At 73.2% G+C, this 21,082-nt stretch carries 20 protein-coding genes and 1 pseudogene; 3 read left to right on the top strand and 18 right to left on the bottom strand.

The window, feature by feature from the left end; genetic code table 11:
• Nucleotides 1–24: 24 nt before the first annotated feature.
• From IF23_RS0126530 to IF23_RS0126515, 4 genes are all read right to left on the bottom strand, one after another.
• Nucleotides 25–1,548 carry an AI-2E family transporter gene (locus tag IF23_RS0126530; protein ID WP_030287964.1) on the bottom strand — a complete coding sequence of 508 codons (1,524 nt, stop codon included), beginning with the start codon at nt 1,546–1,548 and terminating at the stop codon, nt 25–27.
• A 127-nt stretch (nt 1,549–1,675) separates the two neighbouring features.
• Nucleotides 1,676–2,377, bottom strand: a complete 702-nt coding sequence (locus IF23_RS0126525) for an aggregation-promoting factor C-terminal-like domain-containing protein (RefSeq protein ID WP_030287962.1) — start codon at nt 2,375–2,377, stop codon at nt 1,676–1,678.
• 408 nt (nt 2,378–2,785) lie between these two features.
• A complete protein-coding gene (gene phoH2, locus IF23_RS0126520; RefSeq protein WP_030287957.1) occupies nt 2,786–4,123 on the bottom strand; it encodes an RNA 5'-3' helicase PhoH2 in 1,338 nt (445 codons plus the stop codon).
• A 432-nt stretch (nt 4,124–4,555) separates the two neighbouring features.
• Complete coding sequence (locus IF23_RS0126515; protein ID WP_030287955.1) at nt 4,556–5,335, bottom strand: isoprenyl transferase; 780 nt, start codon at nt 5,333–5,335, stop codon at nt 4,556–4,558.
• A gap of 142 nt (nt 5,336–5,477) precedes the next feature.
• Between IF23_RS0126515 and mgrA the strand changes: the two genes are divergently transcribed.
• Nucleotides 5,478–6,515: an L-glyceraldehyde 3-phosphate reductase gene (gene mgrA, locus IF23_RS0126510; protein WP_030287954.1), complete on the top strand. Its 1,038-nt coding sequence runs from the start codon at nt 5,478–5,480 to the stop codon at nt 6,513–6,515.
• Between the two features lie 305 nt (nt 6,516–6,820).
• Here the strand turns inward: mgrA and IF23_RS0126505 are convergent, their stop codons facing one another.
• Nucleotides 6,821–7,552, bottom strand: a complete 732-nt coding sequence (locus IF23_RS0126505) for a prepilin peptidase (RefSeq protein ID WP_107127023.1) — start codon at nt 7,550–7,552, stop codon at nt 6,821–6,823.
• 127 nt (nt 7,553–7,679) lie between these two features.
• Between IF23_RS0126505 and IF23_RS0126500 the strand changes: the two genes are divergently transcribed.
• Complete coding sequence (locus IF23_RS0126500; RefSeq protein ID WP_030287951.1) at nt 7,680–8,060, top strand: DUF192 domain-containing protein; 381 nt, start codon at nt 7,680–7,682, stop codon at nt 8,058–8,060.
• A gap of 96 nt (nt 8,061–8,156) precedes the next feature.
• Here IF23_RS0126500 and IF23_RS0126495 read toward each other — a convergent pair.
• The 12 genes and pseudogenes from IF23_RS0126495 to IF23_RS32260 form a co-directional block, all read right to left on the bottom strand.
• Nucleotides 8,157–8,702 (bottom strand): annotated as a pseudogene (locus tag IF23_RS0126495) (OmpA family protein); the annotation flags it as partial.
• A gap of 84 nt (nt 8,703–8,786) precedes the next feature.
• Nucleotides 8,787–9,368: a hypothetical protein gene (locus IF23_RS0126490; RefSeq protein ID WP_030287948.1), complete on the bottom strand. Its 582-nt coding sequence runs from the start codon at nt 9,366–9,368 to the stop codon at nt 8,787–8,789.
• A gap of 67 nt (nt 9,369–9,435) precedes the next feature.
• Nucleotides 9,436–10,161, bottom strand: a complete 726-nt coding sequence (locus IF23_RS0126485; protein ID WP_030287946.1) for a pilus assembly protein TadG-related protein — start codon at nt 10,159–10,161, stop codon at nt 9,436–9,438.
• Between the two features lie 41 nt (nt 10,162–10,202).
• Nucleotides 10,203–10,370 (bottom strand): membrane protein, encoded by a 168-nt coding sequence (locus tag IF23_RS34535; protein WP_030287944.1) that lies wholly within the window; start codon nt 10,368–10,370, stop codon nt 10,203–10,205.
• Between the two features lie 476 nt (nt 10,371–10,846).
• Entirely contained in the window at nt 10,847–11,740 is an 894-nt protein-coding gene (locus tag IF23_RS0126475; RefSeq protein WP_030287943.1) for a DUF5936 domain-containing protein, read from the bottom strand.
• A gap of 13 nt (nt 11,741–11,753) precedes the next feature.
• Nucleotides 11,754–12,701: a type II secretion system F family protein gene (locus tag IF23_RS0126470; RefSeq protein WP_030287941.1), complete on the bottom strand. Its 948-nt coding sequence runs from the start codon at nt 12,699–12,701 to the stop codon at nt 11,754–11,756.
• The gene (locus IF23_RS0126465; RefSeq protein WP_030287939.1) at nt 12,698–14,035 is read right to left on the bottom strand and encodes a TadA family conjugal transfer-associated ATPase; all 1,338 of its coding nucleotides are present in this window, start codon (nt 14,033–14,035) and stop codon (nt 12,698–12,700) included. The genes IF23_RS0126470 and IF23_RS0126465 overlap by 4 nt, the downstream gene beginning before the upstream one ends.
• The gene (locus IF23_RS0126460; RefSeq protein ID WP_078654279.1) at nt 14,032–14,559 is read right to left on the bottom strand and encodes a TadE/TadG family type IV pilus assembly protein; all 528 of its coding nucleotides are present in this window, start codon (nt 14,557–14,559) and stop codon (nt 14,032–14,034) included. The genes IF23_RS0126465 and IF23_RS0126460 overlap by 4 nt, the downstream gene beginning before the upstream one ends.
• Entirely contained in the window at nt 14,556–15,098 is a 543-nt protein-coding gene (locus IF23_RS35180; RefSeq protein WP_078654278.1) for a TadE/TadG family type IV pilus assembly protein, read from the bottom strand. The genes IF23_RS0126460 and IF23_RS35180 overlap by 4 nt, the downstream gene beginning before the upstream one ends.
• Nucleotides 15,099–15,102: 4 nt before the next feature.
• Nucleotides 15,103–16,455: a CpaE/TadZ family protein gene (locus IF23_RS0126450; protein WP_030287932.1), complete on the bottom strand. Its 1,353-nt coding sequence runs from the start codon at nt 16,453–16,455 to the stop codon at nt 15,103–15,105.
• Between the two features lie 13 nt (nt 16,456–16,468).
• Complete coding sequence (gene cpaB / locus IF23_RS0126445; protein WP_030287930.1) at nt 16,469–17,185, bottom strand: Flp pilus assembly protein CpaB; 717 nt, start codon at nt 17,183–17,185, stop codon at nt 16,469–16,471.
• Nucleotides 17,182–18,606, bottom strand: a complete 1,425-nt coding sequence (locus IF23_RS32260; protein ID WP_051739908.1) for a hypothetical protein — start codon at nt 18,604–18,606, stop codon at nt 17,182–17,184. The genes cpaB and IF23_RS32260 overlap by 4 nt, the downstream gene beginning before the upstream one ends.
• 388 nt (nt 18,607–18,994) lie before the next feature.
• Between IF23_RS32260 and IF23_RS0126435 the strand changes: the two genes are divergently transcribed.
• Nucleotides 18,995–19,990, top strand: coding sequence for a chitinase (locus IF23_RS0126435; RefSeq protein ID WP_169750033.1), 996 nt, complete (start codon nt 18,995–18,997; stop codon nt 19,988–19,990).
• Between the two features lie 108 nt (nt 19,991–20,098).
• Here the strand turns inward: IF23_RS0126435 and IF23_RS0126430 are convergent, their stop codons facing one another.
• Nucleotides 20,099–21,010, bottom strand: a complete 912-nt coding sequence (locus tag IF23_RS0126430) for a S1 family peptidase (protein WP_030287924.1) — start codon at nt 21,008–21,010, stop codon at nt 20,099–20,101.
• Nucleotides 21,011–21,082 lie beyond the last annotated feature (72 nt).

Here is a 21,082-nt window from a genome sequence, read left to right as displayed (position 1 = left end):
CTTCTCCGTATCCAGGTGCCGCCGTCACTCCCCGGACGGGGGCCGCACCGGGGTCGGCGCCACCCCGATCGCCGTGGCCCCCCGCGGCTGCGGCGCCATCCGGACCGCCTGTTCCAGGGAGTACGAACGGAGGTAGCCGACGACGGTGTTGGTGACGGCCACCAGCGGAACGGCGACCACCGCGCCGCCGATCCCGGCGATCAGCCCGCCCGCCGCCACCGAGAGGATCACCGCGAGCGGGTGCACCCGCACCGCGCGCCCCAGGATGAACGGCTGCAGGATGTGGCCCTCGATCTGCTGCACCGCCAGCACCACCGCGAGCACCATCAGCGCGGTGAACATGCCCTGGGTGACCAGCGCGACGACACAGGCCAGCGCGCCCGAGACGACCGCGCCGATCAGCGGGATGAAGGCGAACAGGAAGATGAAGACCGCCAGCGGCACGGCCAGCGGCACCTTGAGGAAGTACAGCCCGATGCCGATGAAGAACGCGTCGATCATCGCGACCAGCACCGTGCCGCGGACGTACGCGGTCAGCGTCCGCCAGGCCCGCGGCCCGGCGCCCGCCACGCCCTCCCGGGCGGCGAACGGCACCAGCTTCAGCATCCACTCCCAGATCCGCCGGCCGTCGTAGAGCAGGAAGAGCGTGGTGAACATCGCCAGCAGAATGCCGGTGAGCACCTCAAGCACGACGGTGACGCCCTCCAGACCGGCGGAGGTGATCGCCTCGGTGTTGGCACCGACCGCGTCCTGAAGGTTCTTGGCGATGTTGTTGATCTGACCGTCGGTCACATGGAACGGGCTCTTGAGCAGCCAGCCCTTCAGCTCGGTGATGCCCTCCTGGATCCGGTCGGAGACCGAGTCGATGTTGGCCTGCACCTGCCAGACGACGAACCAGCCGACCAACCCCATGATCACGAAGCCGCCGATGAACGTCAGCGCGGTGGCGACGCCGCGCGGCAGCCCCCTCCGCCGTAGCCAGGCCACCGTCGGCTGCAGCAGCGCGGTGATCAACAGCGCCGCGACGAAGGCCAGCACGACCAGTTCGATGGTGGTGATGACCTGCGCCAGCACCCAGAGCGTCCCGGCCAGCACCAGCAGCCGCCACCCCGCCTCGGCCGCGACCCGCACCCCCCACGGCACCGCGGACGCCGGATCGGGCCGCGCCCCGATGGCCGGTGCGTACGCGGGCGGCGCGGGCACCGCCGCAGCCGCCCGCCCCGCCTCCGCACCGGACGGCGCCGCGCCGCTCCCGGGCTCCGCGGCCACCGGCTCCGGCCCACCGGCCGCCGCGGGCCCGGCGACCGCAGCCGTCACGGGCTCCCGGGCAGCCGGGGACTCCTTCTCCGCCGCGGGCACATCGGGCTCCGGACGCGCCGCGCCCGAGGCTTGTGTACCGCCCGAGGGTCCGGCGGCCCCGTCACGCCGCAGCGCCTCCGCATCCTCGGCCGCCGCGGCTTCCGCCCGGCGGCGCTGTTCCTCCAGCCGCTGCGCGAGCCGCGTCAGACCGGCGCCGAGGCCACCGACCCATTGAGGCAATCTGGACATGTCGTTCCTCTTCCCCTCCCGCCCCCCACATCTGACGGGACGACGTTACCTGTGCGGGACGCACGAAACCCCCGACGCTGACGCGGTCGGGGGTTTCGGGTGTACGTGCGGTACGGCGAGGTGCGGCCTAGTACCAGCTGTTCTGCTGCCAGAAGCTCCAGGCGCCACAGGGGCTCCCGTAGCGGCTGTTCATGTAGTTCAGGCCCCACTTGATCTGGGTGGCCGGGTTGGTCTGCCAGTCCGAACCCGCGGAGGACATCTTGGAGCCGGGCAGCGCCTGGACCAGACCGTACGCGCCGGAGGAGGCGTTGGTGGCCTGGTAGTTCCAGCCGGACTCGTGGCTCACGATGTTGCTGAAGCACTGGAACTGATCGGCCGGGATCATCTGGCGCGCCATGGCCTGAGTCTCGGCGATCGTGTACGAGCCCTTGGCGACGAAGTCGCTGGCGTCACGGGTCGCGGAACGCGACACCTCCAGCTTCTTCTTGCGCGCATCGGCGTCGGCCTTCGCCTTCGCCTCGTCCGCGGCGGCCTTCTTCTCCTGCGCGGTCTGCGCGGCGTCCTTGCGTGCCGACTCCTGCGCGGACTTGAGGGCTGCCGCATCGGCCTGGGTGGACTGGTCGTCCGCCTGCTGCGTCAGGGAAGCCGTCTGCACCTGGGCCTGCTGGCCCGCGGGGAGGTCGGCGATCGTCGCATCGGCTGCCGTGGCCTGGGTGTTGCTGTTGTCCAAGCCCGGCTGGCTGCCTGCAGCGACGCCGACAACGGCGCCGACGGTGGTGACCGCGGTGGCGGAGGCCACGGCGAATCCCCGGACCGAGATCCGGCTCACACGATTTCCTTCCAGCATCGCCCGCATAGGTGACCTCGCGGGCGCAATCGTGCCCCTGGCGCTGGCCCCCCTTGTTCCGCCCCCTGTTGAGCGGCGGGGTCGGCTGGTCACGGGAGGCACGGGCCCGGTACGTCCCCCTCGGGGTCCGCGTGGTGCTCGGGCGGCATACGGCGGTCGCTATGAAGTTCGGGTTGGTACCGCACCTCTGAGGATGCTGGTGGTGCCGTATGCGGGGCCTGACAGGACCCAGACTCTGCCCGACGGGGCCACCGGGAATCAATTCTCCACCGGGTGTGAAAGCTCACACCCGGTTTGCCCCCTGAGATTGCCGGATATTCCCGCGCATCAGAACGCCGCCCGGCTAAGCTCCTTGGCTTCTCCGGGCGGCGTCCCGTCGTACACACCGGGTCAGATGCTGCCGTCCTCCAGCATTTCGGTCACCAGCGCGGCGATCGGCGAGCGCTCCGAGCGGGTCAGCGTGACGTGGGCGAAGAGCGGGTGCCCCTTCAGCTTCTCCACCACGGCCACCACCCCGTCGTGCCGTCCGACCCGCAGGTTGTCCCGCTGCGCGACATCATGCGTGAGCACCACCCGGGAGTTGGCCCCGATCCGGGAGAGCACCGTCAGCAGGACGTTCCGCTCCAGGGACTGGGCCTCGTCGACGATGACGAACGCGTCGTGCAGGGACCGGCCGCGGATGTGGGTCAGCGGCAGCACCTCCAGCATCCCGCGCTCCACGACCTCCTCGATGACCTCCTTGCTCGTCACCGCGGAGAGCGTGTCGAAGACCGCCTGCGCCCAGGGGCTCATCTTCTCGGACTCGCTGCCCGGCAGATAGCCCAGCTCCTGCCCGCCCACCGCGTACAGCGGCCGGAAGACCATCACCTTGCGGTGCTGACGGCGCTCCAGCACCGCCTCCAGCCCCGCGCAGAGCGCCAGCGCCGACTTGCCCGTACCGGCCCGCCCGCCCATGGAGACGATGCCGACCTCCTGGTCCAGCAGGAGGTCCAGGGCGATGCGCTGTTCGGCGCTGCGGCCGTGGATGCCGAACGCCTCGCGGTCGCCGCGCACCAGCCGCACCGCGCCGTCCTCGGTGACCCGGCCCAGCGCCTTGCCGCGCTCCGACTGGAGGACGAGCCCGGTGTGGACGGGCAGTCCGTCGGCCTCCGGTACGTGCGCGACCTCGTCGGCGAAGAGCGCGTCGACCTGCTCGGCGGTGACGGCGACCTCGCTCATGCCCGTCCAGCCGGAGTCGGTGACGGCGAGTTCGGCGCGGTACTCCTCGGCGAGCAGCCCGACGGACGACGCCTTGATCCGCATCGGCAGGTCCTTGGAGACGACCGTGACGTCGTACCCCTCGGCCTGGAGGTTGCGGGCGACGGCGAGGATCCGCGCGTCGTTGTCGCCGACGCGGCTGTGGCCGTTCCAGAAGGCGGCGGGCAGGATCCCCGGGTCGGAGTGGTTGAGTTCGACTCTGAGGGTGCCGCCCAGATCGCCGATGGGCAGGGGCGCGTCCAGCCGCCCGAACCGTACGCGGTACTCGTCCAGCAGGCGCAGCGCCTGCCGCGCGAAGTACCCCAGCTCTGGATGGTGCCTCTTGGCCTCCAGCTCCGTGACCACCACGACCGGCAGGACGACCTCGTGCTCGTCGAAGCGGGACATGGCGCCTGGATCGGCCAGCAGGACGCTGGTGTCGAGGACGTAGGTGTGCCGGCCGCTCTCACGGCGCTTGTTGCTGTTCACCACGGGTGGACGAACCCCCTCGGATGAGGTCGGGGTGCGACGGCGTCGCGGGGGACAGGACCGGGTTCTGGCCGCGCTGCGCGGGCCGAACACCGGCCCTCCGCGTCGTCCGTGCGGGTCGCACGGGCCTCCGTGATGCGCAAAGGGCCTCCCGGGCGGACGGCCCCATGCCGTCCGCTGAGATACGGCGCCCGTGTCTGATTCCGGACGCCGACCTGCCAGGAACATTCCCGCGTTGGGGTGCGCCCATGCCCGGCGCGCGGGCGCACAGGCGGTGAACCTTGGGTGACGCGCGCCGTGTACGGCCGCGCCCCGGCCACCACCTGGGGTGACCGGGGCGCGGAAGGACCCGGGGCCGACGCCGCGCGGGGCCGTCCACCACGGGGACGTACCCGGGCATACGGGGCAAGGCGGGCCGGAAGCGAAGGCGGCGGGCTAGAAGCCGTAACGCCGGTGGCGGGCCGCGTAGTCGCGGAGGGCGCGCAGGAAGTCGACCTTCCGGAAGGCGGGCCAGAAGACCTCGCAGAAGTAGTACTCGGAGTGCGCCGACTGCCAGAGCATGAATCCGGACAGCCGCTGCTCACCGCTGGTGCGGATCACCAGGTCCGGGTCGGGCTGGCCGCTGGTGTAGAGGTGCTTGGAGATGAGGTCGATGTCGACGGTCTCGGCCAGCTCCTCGAAGGAGGTGCCGCGGTCGGCGTGTTCGAGGAGGAGCGAGCGGACCGCGTCGGCGATCTCCTGACGGCCGCCGTAGCCGACGGCGACGTTCACCAGGATGCCGGTGTTGTCGACGGTGTCCTCCTCCGCCTGCTTGAGGACGAGCTGGGTGTCCGACGGCAGCAGATCGCGGTTGCCGACGTGGTGGACGCGCCAGCGTCCGTCGGCGGCGAGATCACGCACGGTGTTCTCGATGATGCCGAGCAGCGGCTTCAGCTCGGACTCGGGCCGGTCGAGGTTGTCGGTCGACAGCAGCCAGAGGGTGACCACCTCGACATCGGTCTCGGCGCACCAGCCCAGCAGTTCACCGATCTTGGCGGCACCGGCCTGGTGGCCCTGCTCGGTCGTCCGGCCGTCGGCCCGTGCCCAGCGGCGGTTGCCGTCGAGGATGACGCCGATGTGCTTGGGCACCTGGCTGTGGTCCAGCCGTCCCTCGACCCGTCGTGCGTACAGCCGGTAGACCAGATTCCGCAGTGCCTGCGGATACGGGATACGCATCCCCGAAGATCGCAGCATGAGTGTGGACCAGCCCCTCCGTGCCCATTGGCGGTCGCCCCGTCGCCTAAGGCCATAACTTTACTTCTCGGGCGTGTCGATGGCCGCATCAGGTGTCTGCGAGGACCGTGATAGGGAGTTGACCATGACTGATTCTTCTCCGTACTGCGCCGTGGATTCGCGCTACGACTCCATGGAGTACCGGCGCACCGGACGCAGCGGCCTGAAACTTCCGGCCATCTCTCTGGGACTCTGGCACAACTTCGGTGACGACCGCACCTTGACCTCACAGCGGGCGATCCTGCGCCGCGCCTTCGACCTGGGCGTGACCCACTTCGACCTGGCCAACAACTACGGTCCGCCGCCCGGGTCCGCCGAGCTGAACTTCGGGAAGATCTTCGCCCAGGACTTCCGGCCCTACCGCGACGAGATCATTCTCTCGACCAAAGCGGGATATCGGATGCATCCCGGTCCGTACGGCGAATGGGGTTCGCGGAAATATCTCCTCTCCTCACTCGATGCCTCGCTGAAGCGGATGGGGGTCGATTACGTCGATATTTTCTACTCGCACCGCTTCGACCCGGAAACCCCGCTGGAGGAGACGATGGGCGCCCTCGCGTCCGCCGTCCGCCAGGGGAAGGCGCTCTACGCCGGAATCTCCTCGTACTCCTCCGAGCAGACCCGTGAGGCGGCCCGGATTCTGCGCGGGATGGGCGTTCCGGCGCTGATCCACCAGCCGTCGTACTCGATGATCAACCGCTGGACCGAGGACGACGGGCTGCTGGACACCCTGGAGAGCGAGGGCATGGGCTGCATCTCGTTCGCGCCGCTCGCGCAGGGGCTGCTCACCGACAAGTACCTGCACGGCGTCCCGGAGGGCTCGCGCGCCTCGCTGGGCAAGTCGCTCGACCCGGGGCTGCTCTCCGAGGACGTGGTGCGGCGGCTGCGGGGGCTCAACGAGATCGCCGCCCGCCGGGGCCAGTCGCTGGCGCAGCTGGCGCTGGGCTGGGTGCTGCGGGATCCGCGGATGACGTCGGCGCTGATCGGGGCGAGCAGCGTGGCGCAGCTGGAGGCGAACATCGCGGCGCTGGGCGCACCGGAGCTGACCGCGACGGAGCTGGCGGAGATCGACGAGTTCGCGCAGACGACCGACGGGGTGAACATCTGGGCCCGCCGGAGCTGATCCGGTAGAGCCGGTCCGGGGCCGTAGGTCCGGCGGGGCCGGTGTCCGGGAGGCGGTGTGCGCCCCCGTGTGCCGTGTGCTCCTGGCGTGCGCCGGGGGCGGCGGGACGCTCAGGAACGGAGCCGGGAGGAGGACGGCAACAAAAAGCGGGCCGGTCCGTGGGGGGGGATACGGACCGGCCCGAGGGGGGGGCTTCCACCATAACCCCATGAGCCCTGTGGTGTGCGCAACATCGGAGAACCCGGTGTGCCCCGGTCGCGCGCCGGGGCGCACCGCCGCCGCCCGGAGGCCGGTCGCGGCCCTCGTCAGGCGGCTGCGGCAGCCGCCGGGAGCAGCCCGCAGAGCGCCCCGGCGATCAGGTACGGGCCGAGCGGCATGGCCTCCCGGCGCCGCCCGGCGAGCAGCAGCCAGCAGCCGCGGAGGGCGCCGAGCCCGATGCCCGCGGCGGCGCCGACGAGCAGGGTGTGCCAGCCGTACCAGCCCAGGGCCGTGCCGAGGCCGACCGCCAGCTTGGCGTCGCCGAGGCCGATGCCGTTCGGGTGGGCGACGTAGAGCAGCAGGTAGCAGCCGCCGAGCAGCAGCCCGCCGAGGACCGCGCGGCGCCAGGACCCGGCCGCGCCGCCGAGGAGCGCGGCGGCCCCCAGCCCGGCGGCGGCGAGCGCGGCGAGCGCCGCCGTCAGGGCGTCCGGGAGGCGGCGCACCCGGAGGTCGACGGCGGCCAGGAGGACCGCGACGGGGGCCATCAGCAGCCAGGCGGCGAGTTCCGGGCGGGGCCCGGTGGCGGCGGCGAGCGCCGCGCAGACCAGTGCGGTGACGGCGGCGGTGGTCGCCGTCCCCGGCCCGTACGCGGCGCCGCAGGGGCGGCAGCGGGCGGTCCCCAGCCAGCCGTGGGCCGGGCCGGTGAGGGGGTGGCCCCGGGGGCAGTCGGTGCGCCGGTCGTGGTCCGGCTCGACGCTCAGCCGGTGGACGGGCCGGGGCAGCAGCACTCCGGCGGCGACGCCGTAGACGGCGGCGAGGATCATCAGCGTCGGGGACACCCGACGACCATAGAGCGCGGGGGCCGGGGGCGGGGGCCGGTCGGGTGAGCGGGACGGGGCGCGGGGCGCAGGCGTGGGGCCGGGGCGCCCGTGCCGGTGGGGGCGGGTGGCTGGTAGAACGGCGGCCATGGCGCGTTGGCGGGACGGTACGGGGACGGTGCACGGGGCGGACAGGCCGGTCGCGGTGGAGATCGCCGCGTCCTACCGGGCCCGCAGGCGGGGGTTGCTGGGCCGGGACGGGGTGGCGGGCGCGCTGTTGCTGACACCGGCGAGCGGGGTGCACACCTTCGGGATGCGGTTCGCGATCGATGTCGCCTACCTCGACCGGACGCTCCGGGTGCTCGCGGTGCGCACCATGCCCCCGGGACGGCTGGGGCTGCCGCGCCCCCGCGCCCGCCACGTACTGGAGGCGTCCGCCGGGGCGATGGCCGGGTGGGGGCTGCGGGAGGGCGTACGACTGACCCTCCGTACGGCGGAGGCGGACCCGGAGGCGGACGGTCACCCGTGAACGGTCGGCCGTCCGCGCCGACCTGACGTCGGCTCACGGCAGTCGGCGACCATCAGGCAGCCTTCCTGAAAGTTCGGCCCTCCCGGAGCCCGGCCCTCATTCCTGCCGGGGGAAGCTGACCTCGACCCGGCGGTTCTTCTTGCGGCCCGCCTCCGTGGAGTTGTCCGCGATCGGGTACTGCTCGCCGTAGCCGCGGATCTCGAAGGTGATGCCGGAGCCGAGGTCCTGGGCCAGGCGGCGTTGGACCGCACCGGCGCGTTGCCGGGAGAGGGTCAGGCCGTGGGCGGCGGAGCCGAGGTTGTCGGTGAAGCCGAAGACCCGCAGTTTCCGGGCGTGTTGCTTGGTGACCTCGGCGGCGATGGCGGAGATCCGGGAGCGGGCGTCGTCGGTCAGATCGGCGCTGTCCTTGCCGAAGAGGACCTCCGCCTGGAGCGCGAACGTCACATTGTCGTTGGTGTCCTGGCGGCGTTCGGCACCGTCGTCGGTCTCCACCACGGACTTGATGTTGAGGACCTTCGCCGGGGCCAGCGTGGCGCCCTGCACCATCCGCAGATCGGGGTCGCGGGGATCGATGGCGACCGGCGGTGTGGTGTCCTCGGTCAGTCCGGGCGGGGTGTCGGCGTGTGCGGCGGGGGTGGCGAGTCCGGTGGCCCGGCGGGTGGCCGCCGGCGGGGCGGGTGCCGGTCGGGTGGGGGCGGGGCGGGTGCGTCGCGGGCATGGTCGCGGTCACTCCGTGATCCGTACGTCGGCGGGTGGCATCGTCGGGAGCTGGAAGTCGACCTCGGTGACCTTGGCGGGCGGGGCGGGGAACTGCGCGAAGATCGGGCGGCTCTCACCGGGCCGCAGCCCGCTCAGGCCCGTGGTGCACAGGCATTCGCCGTCGGTGTCGCGCAGCACGAGGTACCGCTTCTTGCCCGCCTTGTCGACGAGGGTGGCGCCGGAGAGGGAGGAGCGGGAGCGGAGTTCGGATTCGTTGGAGCGCCAGTCGATGGCGTTGAAGACGCGGCTGCCGTGGTTGACGACGGTGCCGTTGACGGTGACGAAGCCGCCGGAGTCACGGATGACGGAGTGCAGGGTGACGGTGACGCCGTCCGGGCCCTTCATCTCGCCGATGGCCTTGTCGACATCGGCGGCGGGGGCGGTGGGCTCGGCGGTTGCGGGATCGGCGTGGCGGGCCGGTGCCCGGTCGTCCGTCTTTCCTCCCCCGGCGTCACCGCCTCCGCAGCCGGCGACGAGGAGCGCCAGGCCGACCGCCACCGCCGTGGCGGCCGCTCCTCGGGCGGCTTTCGTCGTGCGCCGCATGCTCATGGGTGCCAGTCCTTCGGTCGTCAGCGGTTCGGTGGGCGGTCGGCCGTGCCCGGGACCGGCGGCGCGGTCATCGGGCGAGCCGGACGGCGAACAGGTCGGCGGCTCCGGGCAGTCCGCGGCCGTCGTGCAGGTCGCCGGGGACCAGGTGCCATGCCTTTCCGTCGCAGACGAGCCCGGGGAGGGGGGCGTCGTCCGTGCCGTCGGGGCCGTGCTCCCCCTTGCCCGCACCGGTGTCGCCGGTGCCGGGTCCGGGGGTGGAGGAGGGTACTCCCCCGCCGGGGGTGTGCGGTCCGGTCTTCGGGGGTGTGTCGTCGGAGGCGTCCGCGCGGCAGCGGGGTTCGACGACGGCGGTGGCGCGCGCCTCGGCGTGCGCGGACTCCGTACCGGGCACGACGGAGTGGCCGACGGCGGAGCGGGCGCGGACCTGGACGGCGAAGGAGGTGGGCCAGGAGTCGGGGGTGCAGTCGGTGAGGACCGCGTCGTTGCGCCCGGCGAACCACCCGGCGCTGTCGCAGGCGGTACGGGAGTCGGCGCCGCGGCCCTCCAGCAGATCGCGCCAGTCGGCGCCGGAGCGCAGCGCGTCGAGGAAGCTTTCGGTCAGCCGGTCGCGGTACTTCTGCCCGGCGGCGAGGGCGGCGGCGTCGGCGGCGGTCTGGGCGCCGCCGCGGCTCGCCGCCGCCTGGCCGACGGCGAAGAACGCGAGGGCGAGGAAGAGCAGCCCGGCGACCGCCACGATGTAGACCGGGAACGCCTGTCCGGCATCGCGCGGCGGGCGGGCGGCGGGTGCGGTCATGGCGGGGGCGCCGGGCGGGGCGGGTGCGGGGGTGCGGCCCGCTAGATGCCGACGACTTCGGAGATCTTGTCGGCGATGGCGTTCGCGATCTGACTGCCGAAATCCGTGGTGGACAGCACCAGGACGATCGCCACGACCACCGCGATGATGCCGAGGTACTCGATCGAGGTCTGCCCCCGGTCGTCGTTCCTCACGATCCGCTTCGCCATCGTCTTCTCCTCCATGGGCCCCCGCACCGCTCTGGTCCGGTTGGGCTGTCCCCGTGGTGTCGGCGCGTAGCTCCGCGGTCACGACACGAGAAAAGTACGCCGGGAAGGCGCTCCTGGAACAGGGAATCCCTACCCCAACCTGTTCGGAGGACACGGCGAGGAGCCGGAGCGAAAGAATTCGGCCAATGGCCTTCCGTGGCGGAAGCGGTGCACCTCGCACTCCGTTCACCCCCGATCCCCCTGCGGTCCCCGCGCGGGACACCCTGCACCCCGATGGCGGCTCCACTGTGGCACAACTCGTTGCTGTTGCGAAGGAGTTGGCGGCAAGCCGTCGGCGGCCGCGAACGGTTTCGGTCGCGTGCCCACATCCGGTACGCGGCGCTCCGCCCGGGACCCCGGGCCGGGCGGCGGAGTGGCCGCCGAAGCGCGGCGCGCGGCGCGTCCGGGTGAATCCGTCGGGGACATTTCGGCGGCTTTCATTTCCCCATCAGGGAGCCGAAGTCGGTGCCGGAGCCGAGGAAGAACCCGGCGATCAGCAGGATCATGGTCGCCGGGACCATGAAGGTGGTGACGACCATGGTGGCCTTGGGGACGGCGCGGGCGGCCCGGCGGCGGGCGTTCTGCGCGTCGGTGCGCCGCATGTCGTCGGCGATCTGGATGAGCGTGTCGACGATCGGCGCGCCCAACTCCTCACCCTGCTGGAGGGCGGTGACGAACTGTGCGACCTGCTCGGAGTCGTTGCGTTTGCGCAGTTCCTCGAAGGCGGTACGGCGGCTGACGCCCATGTCCATCTGGCGCAGCGTGATGCGCAGCTCGTCCGCCCAGGGGCCCTCGTAGCGGTCGGCGACGCGGTCCAGGGCCTGGCGGAAACCGAGCCCCGCGCTGACCACGACGGCGAGGACGTCGAGGAAGTCCGGCAGCGTCCGCTCGATGGTGTCCTTGCGCTGGCGGATGGCGGCGCGGATGCCGACCTCGGTCCAGAAGCAGGCGAACAGCACCATCACCACGCCGAGCAGCGGCTGGCCGCGCAGGAACATCACCAGCGCGCCGAAGAGCCCGAGCCCGCCGTAGACCGCGCGCCGGGCGGCGTAGCGGTCGACGGTCAGCCCGCCCGGGTTGCCCGCCAGGTCGATCCGGCGGCGCAGCCGGGAGACCCGGTCGGGGCCCATCAGCCGCAGCACCAGCGGGGCGTAGCGCATGCCCGTACGGTCGACGGCGGAGCCGACGGCGGTGGTGCGGCGGGCGCCGACCTCCAAGGAGAGGGCGAGGTCGGGCGGGAGTTTCGCCTCGCGGCGGTAGAGCGCGAGGCCGCCGCACGCGCCCGCGACGGAGAGCGCGGCGAGCAGCGCCAGCAGGATTCCGGTGGCCATGCGGTGCCCGTCCCTAGACGTCGATCTTGGAGAGCCGTCGGATGAGGAAGAAGCCCAGTCCGTAGAGGACGAAGGCGGCGACGACGGCGAGTTGGCCGAGGAAGGAGGAGGTCATCCGGTCGATGGCGCCGGGGGCGATGCGGTTCATCAGCAGCAGGGTGCCGATGCCGAGCAGCGGGACGACGTACGCGGTGACGGTGACCTGCGAGAGCTGGGTGCGGACCTCGCGCCGGGTCTCCTTGCGCTCCTCCAGGGTGCGGGTGAGGTTGCGCAGCGAGCCGACGACGGTGCCACCGGCCCGGTTGGCGAGGACCAGGGTGGTGACGAGGACGACGAGTTCGCGGGAGGGAAGACGTTCGGCCAGTTCGTCGAGGGCCTCCTCGACGGAGTGGCCGACCGCGAGTTTGTCGGACACCTTGGCCAATTCCTGACCCGCCGGTGCCTCCAGCTCCTCGGCGGCCATGCCCAGCGCCGTACGCAGCGCCAGACCCGCCTGGGTGGCGTTGGCGAGGATGCGGGACAGCTCCGGGAGCTGGTTGATGAAGCGCTCGGTGCGCTTGCGGCGCTGCCAGTCGAGGAAGGCGAACGCGGCCCAGACGGCGGTGAGCGCGGCGATCGGCCCGAAGAAGGCGGCGAGGACGGCGTGCGCGACCAGCCAGAGGGCGACGACCGCCCCGGCGAGGTAGGCGGTGAACTCGCCCGGGGTGACGTCGAGCCCGGTGGCGGCGAGCCGTTTCTCCAGGCGGCGGCCGTAGCGGGTGGCGCGGACCGCGCGGTCGAGGGCGGCGAAGCGGCGGCCCCGGCCGGTCACCGGCAGTCGGCGGTCGTCGGCGAGCCGGTCGACGACGGCGCGCCGCCGGTCCCGCCCGGACGCGTAGAGCTGGAGCCCGGCGACCGCGAGGACGCAGCTGAACAGGGCGGCGCCGACGGTGAGGAGCGCGGGGTCGAGGGCGCGCGTCATCGGGCCTCCCGGGTGGCGAGCTGATCGTCGGTGGCGGCGACGCCGAAGGCGGGCGGGACGGATTCGCCCGCCATCCGCAGGCGTTCGGCGGTCCGGCGCGGCAGCGGGAAGTGGCGGATGTGGCCGTGGACCCGGCGGTCGGCGGTCATCGGTTCGGTCTCGAAGCGGCAGACGGTGGCGAGGCGGTACGCCTGGTGGCCGCGGGAGTCGAGGAGGGCGACCTCGGTGATACGGCGGGCGCCGTCGGCGCCGCGCCCCAGCTGGACGAGGCAGTCGACGGCGCTGTTGATCTGGTCCCGCAGCGCCTCGAAGGGGATCTTGACGTCGGACATCGAGGCGAGGGTCTGGAGCCGCATCAGCGCGTCCTCGGCGCTGTTGGCGTGGACGGTGGCGAGCGAGCCGTCGTGACCGGTGGACATCGCCTGGAGCATGTCGAGGGTCTCGCCGCCGCGGACCTCGCCGACGATGATGCGGTCGGGCCGCATCCGCAGGGAGTTGCGGACCAGGTCGCGGATGGTGATGCGGCCCTTGCCCTCGACGTTGGGCGGCCGGGACTCCAGCCGGATGACATGGCTCTGCTGGAGCTGGAGTTCGGCGGCGTCCTCGACGGTGATGATCCGCTCGCCGTCCGGGATGAGCCCGGAGAGCGCGTTGAGCAGGGTGGTCTTCCCGGCGCCGGTGGCCCCGGAGACGACGATGTTGAAGCGGGCGCGGACGAGGGCGGCGAGCAGCAGCAGCATCTGTTCGTCGAGGGTGCCCATGCCGAGGAGTTCGGCGAGGGCGTAGGCGCGGGGGAAGCGGCGGATGGTGAGGACGGCGCCGTTGAGGGCGAGCGGCGGGATGATCACGTTGACGCGCTCACCGGACGGCAGCCGGGCGTCGACCATCGGATTCGACTCGTCGACCCGGCGGTTGACGGTGGAGACGATCCGCTCGATGGTCTGCATCAGCTGCTCGTGGGAGGCGAAGCGGACGGGGACCGGCTCGACCCGGCCGTGGCGTTCGACGTAGATCCGGTCCGGGCCGTTGACCATGATCTCGGTGATGGAGGTGTCCTCCAGGAGCGGTTCGAGGACGCCGAGGCCCAGCGCCTCGTCCACGACGCGGCGGATGAGCAGATCGCGTTCGGCGGTGGAGAGGACCGGGCCCTCGCGGCTGATGATGTGGCCGAGGACGCGCTCCAGCCGGGAGCGGCGCTCGGCGGCGGTCAGCGCGGACATCTCCGCCAGGTCGATCTCCTGGAGGAGCTTGGCGCGGTAGACGGGGACCAGCCGCCCGTCGGAGCGGGCCTCGCCCTCCGGTTCCGGGGCGGCGATGCGGCCTTTGAGACTCATGGCGCGAGGACTCCTTCCGGGGCGGCGCCCGGTGCGTGCGCGGCCGCGGGGCGGGGCATCGTCGCGCTGCGGCTGACGGTGCCGAGGGAGACACCGGGGATGACGGAGGGCAGGGTGACGGTCGTGGTGGCGCGGACCGCGTCGCCCGCGCCGCCGACGCCGATCCGGGCGCGCTCGGCGACCCAGCCGGTCATCGCGGCGCGCCCGGCGGCGGCCGGGTCGCGCTGCCGGTCCGGCGGGTCGAGCGAGGCGGTCCGGGCGGCGGCGCGGGCGCCCGTACCGGCCTGCTGCACGGCGAACGCGGCGATCCCGAGCTGGACGACGGCGAGCGCGACGACGAGCAGCAGCGGGAGGAACCCGAGGAATTCGATGGACGCCTGACCGCGGTCACCGGCCGGTCCGCGGAAGCGGCGGGCCCCTGCGGGCCGCCGCGCGCCGGGGGCGCGGGCGGCGTCGGACGCGCCGGGGGGCGTGCGGCGGGCGGGGTCCGTGCGGCGCGGTCCGCGCCCGCAGGTCCGGCTCATCGGCCCTCCTCGTCGACGGCTCCGGCGGTGCCGCTGACCGTCCAGGGGAAGGCGGCCGCACCCGGGAAGAGCACCGGGACCTTGAGGCGTACGGTCGCGTGCCACAGGCCCGCGTCGGCGGCGCAGGTGGTGGTGGCCGCGGAGCGCCAGGAGGCGGGGAGTTCGCCGGTGGCGGCGGTACGGCAGGCGCCGGGGCCGCCGTCGCGGAGCGCCACGGCGGCCCGCGCGCCCCGGTCGGCGGCGTGCGCGGCGAGCGAGAAGGTGTAGCCGACCAGCACGAACTGCCACAGCAGCACGAGGACCAGCAGGATCAGCGGCAGCATCCCGGCGAACTCGACGGTGACCTGACCGCGGTCCCCGGCGGGGCGGGTGCGGGGCGTCGCGGGGAGCCGACGGAGGCGGACGGGGCGCCCGCCGGGGCCGCGCCGTGGCGGACGCGCCGGGCCGGGCCGCCCCGGGCGCGCCGGGGCTCCCCCGCGGGAGCGCGTCGCCCGCGCCGCGCCGTGGTCTCCCGTACGCGCCTCGCCCGCCCGCCCCACCCGCTCAGCCCTCCTCGTACGGGGCGGACGGGCCCGCCGGTGCCGGAGGGGTGGCCGGGCCGGGGGTGGCCTGGGGCGGTACCGGGCCCGCCGGGAGGGCCTTGCGGCGGCGGCCGGTCAGCGACGGGCGGCCGCGGTGGCCGGATTTGAGGCGGGGGACGCCGGAGGCGGCGGCCACCAGGCCCAGCTCCCCGGCGAGCGCCCACAGGGCCGCGCGGACCGTGGAGCGGGCGTCCAAATCCTGCATCCGCCCGGAGTCGACGCAGGGCTGCAGCTCCTTGAAGGCCGCGGGCACGGTGGTGGCGGCGACGGCGGTGCCGGTGGCCTTGGCGATCAGCGGGGGCTGGATCTCGGTGTGCCGGGTGAGGCGGTTGACGACGGTGAGGGTGGACTCCGCCTTACGGATCCGCAGCCGGTCCCAGAGCCGGACCTGGCGTTTGGCGGCGCGTACCGCGACCACGTCCGGGGTGGTCACCAGCAGGGCGGTGTCGGCGAGTTCCACGGCGGCGGCGTTGGCGGACTGCATCTGGGAGCCGCAGTCGGCGATGACGACGTCGTAGCGGGCGCGCAGCGCGGTGACGATCTGCCGGGCGGCGTGGTCGTCGACCTCCTCGCCGCGCTCGCCCTCCTCGGGGGCGAGCAGCAGCGCGAGGCCGGTGGGGTGGTCGTGTATGGCGTCGGCCAGTACCCGGGCGGAGAGGTCGGCGATCCCGGCGAGGTCGACGACCGAGCGGCGGAACTGGACGTCCAGGTAGGAGGCGATGTCGCCGGACTGGAGGTCGAGGTCGACGAGGGCGACCCGGCGGCCCGCCTGGCGGGCGGCGAGGGCGAGTTGTACGGCGGTGACGGTGGTGCCGGTGCCGCCCTTTGCGCCGGTGACGGTGAGCAGGGTCCCGGCCGGTCCCGGCGGTGCCTCCCGCCCGCCGCCGAGGTGGACGCGGACGCCCGCGGCCCACTGGGCGGCGGCCCGGACGCGGGCGGCGAGTTCGTCGTGGCCGAGCGGCAGTCCGGCGACGCCGCGGGCGCCCGCGTCCATGGCGGCGGAGTAGAGCGCGGGCCCGGCGTCCGCGGTGAGCAGCACGACGCCGACCGCGGGGAAGCGGAGCGCCACCTCGCGGATCAGGTCGAGGGCGGGCAGCGGGCCGATGCGCTCGTGGACGAGGACGACCTCGGGCAGCGCCTCGACGGCGGCGGGCCCGGTGGCGTCCGGCGGCGCGGCTCCGGCGAGCGCGTCGAGGAGCGCCGCGGAGTCGGCGACCGGCGGCGCCGTGGCCGCGTCGGGCACCCCGGCGAGCAGGGTGGTCAGGGCGCGGGCGGCGTCGGGGTCGCCGACGGCCGGCAGGATGCGGATGGTCACCGGTGCCTCCGGGTCACTTGTCGCCGTCCAGGGTGTAGGTGCGGTCGGCCGGCGGGATGGCGCGGTCGGAGCCGGGGGCGAGCAGGGCGAGGCGTACGTGGGAGGCGAAGGACTCGGCGTAGGCGACGCGTTGGGCGTCCTTGGTGTCGAGCGAGAAGGTGATCGGGACGGCCTCGCCCTCCCGGCGGGCGCCGGTGGCGTCGCCGGGGTCCTGGGCGGCGAGCGGGGTGAGCTTGCCGACGTCGATGACCTGGGCACCGGCCACGATGACCTTGGAGACCGGCTTGTCCTCGGCGCGCTTGCCCTCGAACGTGGCGTAGATGTTGACCCGGGCGCCCGGGGTGATCTTCCCGGCGACACCGGTGGCCGCGTCGATCATGATGGCGATCTCCTGGCGACCGGGCTGGAGCGCGGGCCGGGCGACGATCATGTCGTTCTGGAGCAGCGAACCCTTGTGGAGGGGGGTGACCGCTATTTTCCCGCTGAGGGCGTCCAGATCGGTGACGGCGGTCGGCGGCAGCCAGCGCTCGGGCATCGCGACCTTCTCGAACTGCCCCGGATCCAGCGGGGTGTAGGCCGCCACATCGGCCTTGAGCCGGTACGCGGTCCGCTCCGGGCCGACCTTCGACTCGACGTTGCGGATGACGGAGAGCACCCCGGCGAAGGCGCCGGCCGCGCAGAGGACCGACAGCAGGAGCAGGATCAGGCCGCGGCGCTGACGTGCGTTCATGGGTGGGGGACCTCGATCGGGGCGGGACGGGGCGGCTGCGGACGGGGAACGCCTCCGGGCACGCCGGGCGGCGCCACCGGGGAGAGTCCGAGGGCGTACGGGGGCCCGGCCGCTGGCGGGGCCGCGGGCGGCGGGCCGGTGGGCGGCCGCCCGGCGAACGGGCCACCGGGGAGCGGCCCCGCCAGCGGCGTACCGCCCGGATACACCCCCGGGTACGGCGGCCCGGTGGGCGGCGCGTCCGGGGGCAACGGGGCGGGGCCCGCGGGCAGCCCGGGGACACAGGGCGCGCCGAAGGCGCCCGGCGCGCCCGGTACACCCGGCGTACCGAACGGCCGGGCCGCGGGCGGCGCTTCCCCGGGCGGGGCGGTATCGGGCGGGGCGGAGGCGGGCGGCGGGGCGGCGGACGCGGGGCCCGGGGGCAGCGGGCCGGGCAGCGGGCCGGGCGCCGTGCCCGGCAGCGGGGCGGGCGCTCCGGCCGAGGCGGGCGCTCCGGCGGCGGGGGGCTCGCCGCCTCCCGGGGGCAGCGCCGCGGGCGCCCCGCGGGTCCCCGTGGTCCCCTCGGTCACCGCGCGTCCACCTGCGGCGACGTGTTCCCCGCCGCGGCACGGTGTACCGCAGAACGCGCAGCGGTCGCCGAGGAGTTCGAGGCCGCACCAGGCGCACTCCTCGCGGCGTACCGAGGAGACCAGACGGTGCAGGAGCGCCGGGTCGGGGATGGCGGCGGCGAACTCGACCAGCTTGCGGGTGCCCCACCACTGCGCGGACTCGGTGGGCAGCGGCACCTCGTGGGCGCCGCGCACCTGCCAGGCGGGGGCGAGCACGGAGCCGACCCAGTCGCCGTTGAAATGGCCTCGGGCGAGGACCAGTTCCGTGGCGTACGACGGGGCGGGCAGCGCGGCGTCGGTGCGGTGGCGCTCGACCCTGACCAGGTGCGGCGCGGGCGCGGCGAGGACCGCGAACTGCACACCGGGCAGCCAGGACGCCATATGGGCGCGGAGGTCGACCTCGACGCGGTCCAGTCCGCCGACGGTGGCGAGCAGCGCCCCGGCGTGGATGTAGTGCGCCAGCAGCCGGGCGGCGCAGGCCAGGACGCCGGGGCTCAGCGCCGAGCGGGAGAGTTCGCGCAGCTGACGGGCGAGGACGGCGAGGCCGAGCGGCGGCAGGTCCACCTTGACCAGGGCGATGCGGTCGCTCTCCAGCAGCCCGCGGAGGGTGTGCAGCCGCCGTACGTGGTCGGCGGGGCAGGCGTCGGAGTAGAGGACGACGAGGTGGCCGTGGTGTTCGAGGACCGCGGCGGTCTGCGTCAGCGCCTCGTCGAGCGGTTGGAGGTGCGGGGCGGGGAGCACCACCGCCGCGGGGGTGGTGCGGTCGGCGGCGGGCAGCGCGAGATCGGAGCCGGTGACGGCAATCGCGGTCGGCACGCCGCTCCCTCCCAACTCCCTCCGGCCTCCGCTTCCCGGGGCCGCTGTCTGCACTGCTTGTCTCCGCACTGCTTGCGCACTCGGCGCCGTACGTCCAGCACTTTATCCGCGAGATACGTCCGGGAGAACACGTTCCGGGTCACTGACCCCGCGTCTGCGGCCCCTGGGGAAGGGCCACTTCACCTCCCGGCCATCGTCACGCCCGCCACCCGCAAGGGGCAACGGGTGGTGTCGGAAACCTTGACAGGGGCATTGGTCTGGACCACGTTGTACGGCAGCGCGGAGCTCTCTGCGCGCGCACCGCACACCCCCAACTCCCCCACAGCCGGAGGCAGTCGTGGTTGGCGCACGAAGCAGGAAGACACGTTCGGGTACGACGAGGAAGGCGCTGCCGGCCGTGGTCGCCGTGGCGGCGTTGTTGACGGGCGGTGCGCTCTCCGCGGGCACCGCGCAGGCGGCGCCGGAGGCCCACCGGCAATCCGTTCCGGCGGCGGGCGCGTCCGCGGTGGCCAAGCACGCGGTGACCGGCTACTGGCAGAACTTCAACAACGGCGCCACCGTCCAGAAGCTGAAGGACGTCGATGACGCGTACGACATCATCGCGGTCGCCTTCGCCGACGCGACGGGCAAGCCTGGCGAGATCACCTTCAACCTCGATCCGGCGGTCGGCTACGCCTCCGCCGACGATTTCAAGGCCGACATCAAGGCGAAGCAGTCGGCGGGGAAGTCCGTGATCCTCTCCGTCGGCGGCGAGAAAGGGGCCGTCTCGGTCAGCGACTCCGCCTCCGCGGACGCCTTCGCCGCGTCGCTGGACAAGCTGATGGACGAGTACGGCTTCAACGGCGTCGACATCGACCTGGAGAACGGCCTGAACTCCACGTACATGACGCAGGCGCTGAAGGCGGTGCACGCCAAGCACCCCGATGTGGTGGTGACGATGGCGCCGCAGACCATCGACATGCAGTCGCCGCAGAACGAGTACTTCAAGACGGCGCTGGGGATCAAGGACTTCCTGACCGTCGTCAACATGCAGTACTACAACAGCGGTTCGATGCTGGGCTGTGACGGCAAGGTCTACTCCCAGGGCACCGTGGACTTCCTGACCGGGCTCGCCTGCATCCAGCTGGAGAACGGCCTCGACCCCTCCCAGGTCGGTCTGGGTGTCCCGGCGTCCTCCAGTGCGGCGGGCGGCGGCTACACCGCCCCGTCGGTGGTCAACGACGCGCTGGACTGTCTGACGAAGGGCAGCGGCTGCGGCACCTTCAAGCCGTCGAAGACGTACCCCGGGCTGCGCGGTGCGATGACCTGGTCGACCAACTGGGACGCGGCGAACGGCAACGCCTTCGCGAGCCAGGTCGGCAAGCACGTGCACAGCCTGCCGTAACCACCGGCGCGGGCCCGGAGGTGGCGGGCCCCTCGAACGCCACCCCCCATACGGGCCGGGCCCCGCGTAGCGTGCGCGCGGGGCCCGGCCTCTTCATGTCTGCTGCGTTCAGCGGCGGACGCCGGACGGCTTGGGCAGCTCACAGCCGGAGGCGCTCAGGTCGAGCTTGTTGCCGTCGGTGAAGCACTTCGGGATGCCGTAGGTCTCCTGGCCGTACGGGGTGCCCTTGTGCACGGTGACGGCGCCGCTCTCGTCCACCTCGCAGGGGTTGTTGAGCGTGCACTTCTCACCGTCCTCGTTGACGGTGTTGTTGATGGCGGTGACCTTGCCGGTCTCGTCGTCGATCACCGGGGAGCCGGAGGTACCGCCGATCGTCTTGCAGTCGGTGGTGTAGCGGACCGAGTCCTTCCAGGTCCAGTCGCCCTCCTTGAGCTGGGGGACGAAGCCGTCGATGGCGCAGGAGTAGGTCTGCTTCCAGTAACCCGACACCACGGTGATCTTGTGGCCGTCGGTGGGGTGCGCGGTGTCCAGCTCCAAGGGCTTGATGCCGTACTTCTGCTGGATGTCGGCGTAGGTGGAGCCGCTCTCGTAGAGGGTGACGTCGGTGTCGGTCATCGTCGAGTAGACGACCTTGGTCGCCTTGACGGTGCCCAGCTCACCCGCCTTGGCGTCCAGGACGGTGAAGCTGCGGGTGGAGGGCTGGTCGACGATGACCTCGCCCGCCCCCGGCATCCCGGACTCCAGGCAGTGACCGTTCGTCATGACGAGTGCCGGGTCGGTGTCCTTGGAGGTCGGCATCTTCACGATGGAGCCGGAGCAGTTGCTGAGCGCCACCGTCCCGGCGAAGTCGACCGCCTGGGTGTGGGCCTTGGCCGGGGCGGATATGGGGGTGGTCGCACGGAAGGTGTTGGGGGCGTCCGTGCCGGACTGCTGGGCGGCACCGGCCGTTCCGGCGGTGCCCACCAGGGCGGCGGCGCCCAGCACGACGGTGGCGAGGGTGCCGACGAGAGGTCGGTTCATTGTGGGGTCCTCTCACGCTGCGTACCGCAGGGCGAACAGCCCTTCGGTTTGTCGTGCGCATTGTTGGCGCCC

The organism is Streptomyces catenulae (assembly GCF_000718015.1).
In the GTDB taxonomy this organism is placed as follows: domain Bacteria; phylum Actinomycetota; class Actinomycetes; order Streptomycetales; family Streptomycetaceae; genus Streptomyces; species Streptomyces catenulae.
This window is presented reverse-complemented; position numbering and strand designations above follow the sequence as displayed.

What these genes read in the sequence shown, in the direction of transcription:
- IF23_RS0126485 (WP_030287946.1), bottom strand. Translation starts at nt 10,161, where the DNA reads ATGACCGCACCCGCCGCCCGCCCGCCGCGCGATGCCGGACAGGCGTTC.
- IF23_RS0126470 (WP_030287941.1), bottom strand. Translation starts at nt 12,701, where the DNA reads ATGACGCGCGCCCTCGACCCCGCGCTCCTCACCGTCGGCGCCGCCCTG.
- cpaB (WP_030287930.1), bottom strand. Translation starts at nt 17,185, where the DNA reads ATGAACGCACGTCAGCGCCGCGGCCTGATCCTGCTCCTGCTGTCGGTC.
- IF23_RS34535 (WP_030287944.1), bottom strand. Translation starts at nt 10,370, where the DNA reads ATGGCGAAGCGGATCGTGAGGAACGACGACCGGGGGCAGACCTCGATC.
- IF23_RS0126475 (WP_030287943.1), bottom strand. Translation starts at nt 11,740, where the DNA reads ATGGCCACCGGAATCCTGCTGGCGCTGCTCGCCGCGCTCTCCGTCGCG.
- IF23_RS0126500 (WP_030287951.1), top strand. Translation starts at nt 7,680, where the DNA reads ATGGCGCGTTGGCGGGACGGTACGGGGACGGTGCACGGGGCGGACAGG.
- IF23_RS0126460 (WP_078654279.1), bottom strand. Translation starts at nt 14,559, where the DNA reads ATGAGCCGGACCTGCGGGCGCGGACCGCGCCGCACGGACCCCGCCCGC.
- IF23_RS0126530 (WP_030287964.1), bottom strand. Translation starts at nt 1,548, where the DNA reads ATGTCCAGATTGCCTCAATGGGTCGGTGGCCTCGGCGCCGGTCTGACG.
- IF23_RS0126515 (WP_030287955.1), bottom strand. Translation starts at nt 5,335, where the DNA reads ATGCGTATCCCGTATCCGCAGGCACTGCGGAATCTGGTCTACCGGCTG.
- mgrA (WP_030287954.1), top strand. Translation starts at nt 5,478, where the DNA reads ATGACTGATTCTTCTCCGTACTGCGCCGTGGATTCGCGCTACGACTCC.
- IF23_RS0126490 (WP_030287948.1), bottom strand. Translation starts at nt 9,368, where the DNA reads ATGAGCATGCGGCGCACGACGAAAGCCGCCCGAGGAGCGGCCGCCACG.
- IF23_RS0126465 (WP_030287939.1), bottom strand. Translation starts at nt 14,035, where the DNA reads ATGAGTCTCAAAGGCCGCATCGCCGCCCCGGAACCGGAGGGCGAGGCC.
- IF23_RS0126430 (WP_030287924.1), bottom strand. Translation starts at nt 21,010, where the DNA reads ATGAACCGACCTCTCGTCGGCACCCTCGCCACCGTCGTGCTGGGCGCC.